This is a genomic window from Oleiphilus sp. HI0080 (assembly GCF_001635135.1).
Window position 1 is genome coordinate 1 of record NZ_LWFU01001073.1, and the last position, 7,885, is coordinate 7,885.

Below are 7,885 nucleotides of genomic sequence, written 5' to 3' on the forward strand. Positions count from 1 at the left end.
TTGGCTAAAGGGCAATGGATTTAGGGCGGATCAGGTTCAAAACTTTTACCCGTCACCAATGGCGAGTGCAACGGCGATGTACCATACAGAGAAAGACCCGCTGCATCGCGTTGACTACAAGAGTGAAAAGATGCCTGTGCCTAAAGGCGCGATTCAGCGCCGTTTGCACAAAGCATTCTTGCGCTATCACGACCCCAACAACTGGCCTCTTCTCCGGGAAGCACTGAACAACATGGGTAAGGCGCATCTCATTGGTTATGGCAAGAAACACCTAATACCGCCAACCCAGCCAAAGAGCGAAACGCGTAACAGTAAAATGAAAAAAAGCAGCGCTACCTCAAAAATGCGTAAGGGCCGCTTTCATACCCAACATACCGGTTTGCCGCCGAGAAAACACAAATAGTCAAAGCTAGTTTAGAGGGGTTAGATTTCTAGCCCCCCCCTAATTTGTAATCACTAAGACCAATCTCTATAATCCGCGCGCCCTTACCTAACAATCCGGCAACAGCCGATTCACAGGTAATCAAACGCTAACTCATGTCACTACGGACCTACTATGTTTGAAATTTCTGCAAGCCGACAACTGAGCGTCAAAAACGATTTGCTATCAGGTTTAACCGTTGCACTCGCTTTAGTACCTGAAGCCGTCGCCTTTGCATTTGTCGCAGGTGTAGAACCGCTAGTCGGCCTTTATGCTGCATTTATGGTCGGTCTAATTACATCATTGATTGGTGGCCGCCCCGGCATGATCTCTGGCGCGACAGGTGCTCTTGCTGTCGTGATGGTGTCATTGGTCGCAGCACACGGCGTTGAATATCTGTTCGCCACCGTAGTCCTTATGGGAATTCTGCAAATAGCCGCAGGTATATTGAAGTTAGGCAAGTTTATCCGAATGGTGCCACACCCGGTTATGCTCGGCTTTGTAAATGGCTTGGCCATCGTCATTTTTCTTGCTCAATTAGGGCAATTTGGACAGTCAGAAGCAGAACAAGGCTGGCTTGCAGGAACAGGCCTTGAAGGTAGTATCATTGATATCGCCTGGTTAGAAGGCTCTGCTCTATACAGCATGCTAGGTTTGGTCGCATTAACGATGGCCATCATTCACTTTCTGCCAAAACTCACTAAGGCCATTCCATCATCACTCGCGGCGATTATTGTCGTCACTCTGATCGTGATTTTCGGCAATATCGATACACGCGTTGTAGGCGATGTGGCATCGATTGCGGGCGGCCTTCCAAGCTTCTCAATCCCTTCCGTTCCCTTTACTTGGGAAACGTTCACCATCATCTTTCCATACGCATTGGTGCTTGCAACCATTGGTCTCATCGAGTCGTTATTAACGCTAAGCCTGATTGATGAAATCACCCAAACGCACGGCAAAGGCAATCAAGAGTGTGTTGGTCAGGGCGTTGCAAATACCGTGACGGGCTTCTTTGGCGGCATGGGTGGTTGTGCCATGATTGGTCAAAGCATGATTAACGTAAACTCTGGTGGACGCGGACGTCTCTCCGGACTATCTGCAGCTCTGTTTTTGCTTTGCTTTATATTGTTTACATCCAGCCTAATCGAGCAGATTCCTGTCGCCGCACTTGTCGGAGTCATGTTTATCGTTGTTATTGGTACTTTCGAGTGGTCGAGCTTTCGCATATTGGGCAAGGTACCAAAAGCCGATGCGTTCGTACTCGTACTTGTATCTGGTGTCACGGTTATCACTGATCTAGCGGTTGCCGTGGTGGTCGGTGTCATCGTGTCTGCTTTGGTGTTTGCATGGCAACATGCGAAACACATCTTAGTGATCAGAAAGGAAACGACCGATGGCAGCACGCTATATGAAGTAGATGGAGCGCTGTTTTTTGGTTCGACGTCGAGCTTTCTTGAACAGTTTAACGTTCAAGAAGACAACAATGACATCATCGTTGATTTTGCGCGATCCCGCGTAGCAGATCATAGCGGTTTAGAGGCGATCGATACGCTCGCAGAACGCTACCTCAATGCGGGCAAAACATTACACTTAAAACACCTTAGCCCAGAGTGTCGCCTACTTTTAGAAAAAGCGGGTAACCTTGTCGAAGTAAATGTAATCGAAGATCCGACGTACCATGTTGCCTCAGACAAGCTTGACTGAGGTCTAAAAATTCAACGGTATTTGCACCATCTTTGCGCGACACGTTTTCTATCAGTGCGCGCAAACTTCATTGCAGTTTTTTTACACTCAAGCTCGAAACAAAGCGCCAGGTTCAAAATTCGACAAACACGCGGCACACCTCTAGTATTTACCTAGCACCGTAGCTATGTGACATTGGACAGTCAGCTATGATTCATATAGTCAGGTACGCTTGATGCTTATCAACAACAAACGGCACTGCCGCCGTTAAACTGTGACTTTACCTTTTACGCAACATCATCCCGGAGCCCGCGAGACAATGAGCAAAACAAACAAATTAGGTATCGATAAAGTAGTAGACCGTATCAATAAAGAATTTGAAGCGACGTCGAAGCAATTCGATAAAATGGTCAGCGAAGCGTTCAAACAAATCGACACGCTACAAGCCCAAGTTCATGAACCGATGAAAAAACTTATGGAAGATATCCAGAAGGTGAGCGATCGAGAAATGAACCGAGCTCAGAAAGAGCTAGACAAGCGCATCAAAGAATTCAACAAGCTGCAAGACCAACTCATGAAAAAGCTTGGTGTTGAGAAGAAAAAAGCAGAGAAAACCATCTCAAAGGCAAAGTCGTCTGCCAAGAGCACTGCGAAGTCTGTCAGTAAGAAACCTGTTGCAAAGAAAGCCACGGCTAAAGCGACCGCTGCTAAAAAGACGGTTGCTTCAAAAGCGAAAGCTGCCACCAAGACGGTTAAAAAAGAAGTAAAAAAGGTGGAAAAAGAGATTAAGAAGGACGTTAAAAAAGTTCAAACGGCGGCAAAAGCCAACCTTTCAAAACTTCCTGGGGTTGGTCCAGCAACCGCTAAGAAGCTTGAAGCTGCGGGCATTACCAGTTTTGAACAAATTGCGAATCCAAGTGCCGCTGATCGCAAAAAGCTGGAACAGTTCTCAAGCACAAAAGGCTTCTCTGATTGGGCCAAAAAGGCTAAAGAACAACTCTAATAACCAAGAGTTTCTAGCAAAAGCCCGCTTCATTAAGCGGGCTTTTTTTATATATATTTTCACATACTTACCCGATCCTTTATAACCGTTACACAATCGAACGAATGCTCTCTTTTTTTGCCCACGCCCTCCCCTACACTAAAACTACATAACAAAGATAATGCGAGTGAAGGGTACTTTTGTGCGAAAAACAATAATAGTTAACCGCTGCGCCTCTCTAGCCAGCTTATCCCTACTAAGTCCCGAGCTCTGGGCAAGCGGAACAGCTCAAAATGACGAGTTGGCACTGAAAGCTTTAATCTTCGGCTCTTTGGCAATTGTTTTTGGTGGTATGAGCTTCGTCCTAGGCAGACTTAACTCCCGCCTTAAGAACAACATCGAGAGCCACCAAGCAACAGAAGTGATGATGTCGAAGCTAAGTAGCGCTGTCACCAACAGCGGTGCAAGTATCGTCATGACCGATGCAAATGGTGTAATCGAGTACGTAAACCAAAAATTTTGCCGAAACAACGGCTATCTTCATCATGAGGTAATTGGTCAAGCCATCGACATTCTCTCCCCAGAGAGAAGAGTTGATGAAGCAGATATTCAGCTTCTCGACAACCGATGCCTTAAAGCCAGCTGGGAAGGAGAAGCGCTTTGTTTGAAAAAGAACGGCGCACAGTATTGGAGCGCAATTACAGTCGCGGCTGTGTATAACCGTGACCGCATCATTACAAACTATGTGATATCCGCCATCGATATTAGCGCATTGAAAGACGCCAACAGTAAAATGCAAAACTTGGCTCTTTTTGACTCCTTAACTGGATTAGCCAATCGCCGCCTGTTTATAGACCGACTCCATCAGTCGATTCTGAGCGCTCGCCGACATAAACACAGTTCTGCGATCATGTTTTTAGACCTTGATCAGTTTAAACGGATCAACGATACCCTTGGACATCAGGCTGGAGACGAGCTCCTGGTTACCATCGCTGAGCGTTTAAAAACCTGTGTTCGTAAACAGGATACGGTTGCGCGTCTTGGTGGTGATGAGTTCACCATCTTGCTCAATGACGTTTCGAACAATGATAAAATTGCCGCTATCGCAGAACATATCCTGACGATTCTTAAAAAGCCCATTAAGCTTGGCAAACACGAAGTCATTATCTCGACCAGCATTGGAATTACCATTGCGCCAACAGACTCAACAAGTAGCGAAACTCTGATGCGGAATGCCGACATGGCCCTTTACAAAGCAAAAGAGAGAGGTCGCGATGGTTTCTGCTTCTTTACCGAAGAACTAAACGTGCGCGCCAGCCATTTGATGGAGATTGAACATGAAATGCGTCACGCGCTAGAAAACGATGAGTTTTATCTCCATTATCAACCCCAGGTCGATCTTAAAACCAATCAGATACAGAGTGTTGAAGCGCTCATTCGCTGGCGCCACCCTACTAAAGGTGAAATATCACCTGTTGATTTTATCTCCATTGCAGAGGAAACAGGCTTGATCATACCCATCGGAGACTGGGTGATGAAAAAAGCCTGTAGTGAAATTCAACAACTCAACGAAAATACAGGCTTAAACATTCGGGTAGCAGTTAACTTGTCGACAAGGCAATTCACCGACTTAAAACTGGTCAATACCGTCGTTGAAGCGCTTGAGCAAGCGGGCATGGACGCGAAAAACCTTGAGCTTGAAGTAACAGAGAGCATGCTCATGGAAGATATGGAAACAGTTATCGACCAACTCAATCGTATCAAAGCCGCGGGATCGACAGTGACAATTGACGACTTTGGCTCCGGTTATTCGTCATTCAGCTATCTAAAAAGCCTCCCTGTCGACATTCTGAAAGTGGATAGAGAATTCGTACGGGATGTCCCTGACGACCTCAACGCCATGGAGATAACGTCAGCCATTATTGCTGTAGCACACAAACTAAATCTTAAGGTGGTAGCAGAAGGCGTAGAAGACATCGATCAGCGGGATTTTCTCAACATTAACCGCTGCGACTATGCGCAAGGCTACCTTTTTAGCAGACCGCTGGGATATGCAGATTTGCGTAAATTCTTTCTTGAAGACCAACAAAACCTCAAACAAGCCGTGTAATTGCAAACCATTGGGAAATGCCGCGTAGAGTCGTTGACTCGCGTGGCGTGAACTACGTCCACCCAAAAATGTTATCTTCTTCGCGTAACAAAGTGTAATCAGAGGTATACTATTGTTACTGAAAATAAAGAATCGGAAGAGAACACAATGCTTAGTATCACCATCCATGTTTTAGAAGTCTTGGCATTAGGCCTACTCGGCTACGTCGGTGCTCGTTCATATACTCTCGCTCGCAAACAATCTTTACAGCTCAAAGGCGCTCACAGCAGCAGAGAAACCCAAAACACATACGATGACGAAATCATCATTGTCGAAGAAGATAAAACTCAAAGCACTTACAACACGCGCATTACGGCTCTCAAAGAGGCACAGATATTTTCCGGAATCCAAATGATTCCAGTTAAACGAGAGTTCACTGATCTATTCAGTCCTCAGCTAGTTTGGTTACGAGATGCCGTCTCTCTTTACTTGATCGGAGCATCTGACTACATCGCCAAAGAAGCGAACTGTGACCTAAAAACCCGAAATAAATTCAATGCACTCGTATTAAGCTCAACGCTAAAACTGAGCGAAGCAGAACTTAGCCAAGCGATCAAAAAAGCGGCGGACCGGGAGCAAGGTAGTGATGAGGAGCAAATGATCATCGCAGGTGCGAAAGCAGCAAAACAATGGAAAGAAACACAAAAAGTAAGTGCAGAGCTAAAGCTTAGATCTCGCCTGAACGACTGGGGCGTGTTCGCTTAGAGCTCTTAGAGTAGTAAAACGACGCACGGACGCGATTAAGAAAAAGCAGAACAACAATAAACAAAAATCGTAGAGCAAAACAATAAGATATAAAAAAACCGCTGAAGCGCAAGCTCCAGCGGTTTTTTTTAAGTCATTCAAGAAGAGCCCTTGCAAACTATTCGCTTAAAGACGCATCTCTATACCTTGAGCCGCCATAAACTCTTTCGCTTCTTGAACCGTATGTTCGCCAAAATGGAAGATACTTGCAGCCAGTACAGCATCGGCACCACCGTGTGTCACACCATCCGCTAAATGCTGCAAATTCCCTACGCCGCCTGATGCGATGACGGGAATAGAGACAGCTTCTGAAATGGCTCTTGTCACGCCTAAGTCATAACCACTCTTCACACCATCCTGATCCATACTTGTGAGCAGAATTTCGCCAGCGCCGTAGTCGGCCATCTTTTTGCTCCACTCAACAGCATCCAAACCTGTCGGCTTACGACCACCATGAGTGAAAATTTCCCAACGCGGCTCCTCTTCGGGGCCACTTACTTTTTTGGCGTCAATAGCAACAACAATACATTGACTCCCAAAGCGCTCAGCCGCTTCTCGAACAAGCTCTGGATTAAAGACAGCAGCCGTATTAATACTTACTTTATCTGCACCAGCGTTAAGCATGTTACGGATATCTTCCAGTTTACGGATTCCCCCGCCCACTGTTAGAGGGATAAAGACGTTCTCGGCGATCTGTTCAACCATATGAATAGTCGTTTCACGCTCTTCATGGCTCGCAGTAATGTCTAGAAAAGTAATTTCATCTGCACCCTGCTCGTCGTACTTCTTGGCAACTTCAACCGGGTCGCCAGCATCTCGAATATCAACAAACTGCACGCCTTTTACAACGCGCCCCCCATCAACATCAAGGCAAGGGATAATTCGTTTAGCGAGCCCCATTACACACGATCCTTCGCGTCACTCGCATCATATCCGCTGTGCAAGTCGCTATAACTTTGCGCTTCTCTAACATCGAGTGTCCCTTCATATATTGCGCGGCCAGTAATGGCGCCACATATTCCATGTTGCGCCTGTGCAGCCAAAGCTTCAATGTCTTTCATATTAGTGACACCACCAGAAGCGATAACGGGAATAGAAGATGCTTGAGCTAGTCGTACAGTCGCCTCAACATTAACGCCTTGCATCATTCCATCACGAGCAATATCGGTATACACAATAGACGACACACCCTGCGCATCAAACTGCTTAGCAAGATCGGTCGCTTCAACACTCGAAACGTCTGCCCAGCCATCGGTCGCAACCTTACCGTCTTTTGCATCTAGACCAACAATAATATGACCCGGGAAGGCCTCACAGGCTTCCTTTACAAACTCTGGTTCTTTTACCGCTTTGGTACCGATAATTACATATTCAACACCGGCATTTAGATAGGCATCAATCGTTTCAAGGCTGCGGATACCACCACCGATTTGAATCGGCAAGTTAGGGAAGCGCTTGGCAATTGCGGTAACGATTTCTTTATGAACCGGCTCTCCATCAAACGCACCATTAAGATCAACTAGATGCAGACGACGAATCCCCTGATCCATCCAACGTCCAGCCATATCAACAGGATCGTCAGAAAACACAGTTGAGTCGTCCATTCGACCTTGGCGTAGGCGAACACATTTACCATCTTTCAGGTCAATAGCAGGGATTATTAACATAGCTTTTTCCAACTTTGGCCGACTTAAACTCGGCCATTCCAATTACTAAAATTCTTGAGCAGCTGAAGACCAGCGTGCTGACTTTTCTCAGGGTGAAACTGCGTAGCAAATACGTTGCCATCCGTAAGTGCAGCAACCACATCAACACCATAGCGACTTTGACCAGCAATTAAACTTGAATCAATTGAGGTAGGCACATAATAGCTGTGCACAAAGTAGAATCGCTCATTATCCTCAAT

General features: G+C 46.1%; 7 protein-coding genes and 1 pseudogene. 5 read left to right on the top strand and 3 right to left on the bottom strand.

Annotation, left to right across the window (positions count from 1 at the left end; translation table 11 throughout):
• The 5 genes from A3751_RS19855 to A3751_RS19875 all read left to right on the top strand — a co-directional run.
• Positions 1 to 403 (top strand): DUF3362 domain-containing protein (locus A3751_RS19855; protein ID WP_156492664.1); only part of this gene is annotated, 403 nt, incomplete at its 5' end.
• Between the two features lie 153 nt (positions 404 to 556).
• The gene (locus A3751_RS19860; RefSeq protein WP_068458663.1) at positions 557 to 2,125 is read left to right on the top strand and encodes a SulP family inorganic anion transporter; all 1,569 of its coding nucleotides are present in this window, start codon (positions 557 to 559) and stop codon (positions 2,123 to 2,125) included.
• A gap of 298 nt (positions 2,126 to 2,423) precedes the next feature.
• Positions 2,424 to 3,107, top strand: coding sequence for a helix-hairpin-helix domain-containing protein (locus A3751_RS19865; protein ID WP_068458664.1), 684 nt, complete (start codon positions 2,424 to 2,426; stop codon positions 3,105 to 3,107).
• A 181-nt stretch (positions 3,108 to 3,288) separates the two neighbouring features.
• Entirely contained in the window at positions 3,289 to 5,196 is a 1,908-nt protein-coding gene (locus A3751_RS19870) for a bifunctional diguanylate cyclase/phosphodiesterase (protein ID WP_231876946.1), read from the top strand.
• Positions 5,197 to 5,343: 147 nt separating this feature from the next.
• Entirely contained in the window at positions 5,344 to 5,940 is a 597-nt protein-coding gene (locus A3751_RS19875) for a hypothetical protein (RefSeq protein WP_068458666.1), read from the top strand.
• Between the two features lie 165 nt (positions 5,941 to 6,105).
• Here A3751_RS19875 and hisF read toward each other — a convergent pair whose 3' ends face one another.
• The 3 genes and pseudogenes from hisF to hisH form a co-directional block, all read right to left on the bottom strand.
• Complete coding sequence (gene hisF / locus A3751_RS19880) at positions 6,106 to 6,879, bottom strand: imidazole glycerol phosphate synthase subunit HisF (RefSeq protein ID WP_068458667.1); 774 nt, start codon at positions 6,877 to 6,879, stop codon at positions 6,106 to 6,108.
• Positions 6,879 to 7,646, bottom strand: coding sequence for a 1-(5-phosphoribosyl)-5-[(5-phosphoribosylamino)methylideneamino]imidazole-4-carboxamide isomerase (gene hisA, locus A3751_RS19885; protein ID WP_068458668.1), 768 nt, complete (start codon positions 7,644 to 7,646; stop codon positions 6,879 to 6,881). The genes hisF and hisA overlap by 1 nt, the downstream gene beginning before the upstream one ends.
• Before the next feature lie 23 nt (positions 7,647 to 7,669).
• A pseudogene (gene hisH / locus A3751_RS19890) lies at positions 7,670 to 7,885 on the bottom strand (imidazole glycerol phosphate synthase subunit HisH); the annotation flags it as partial.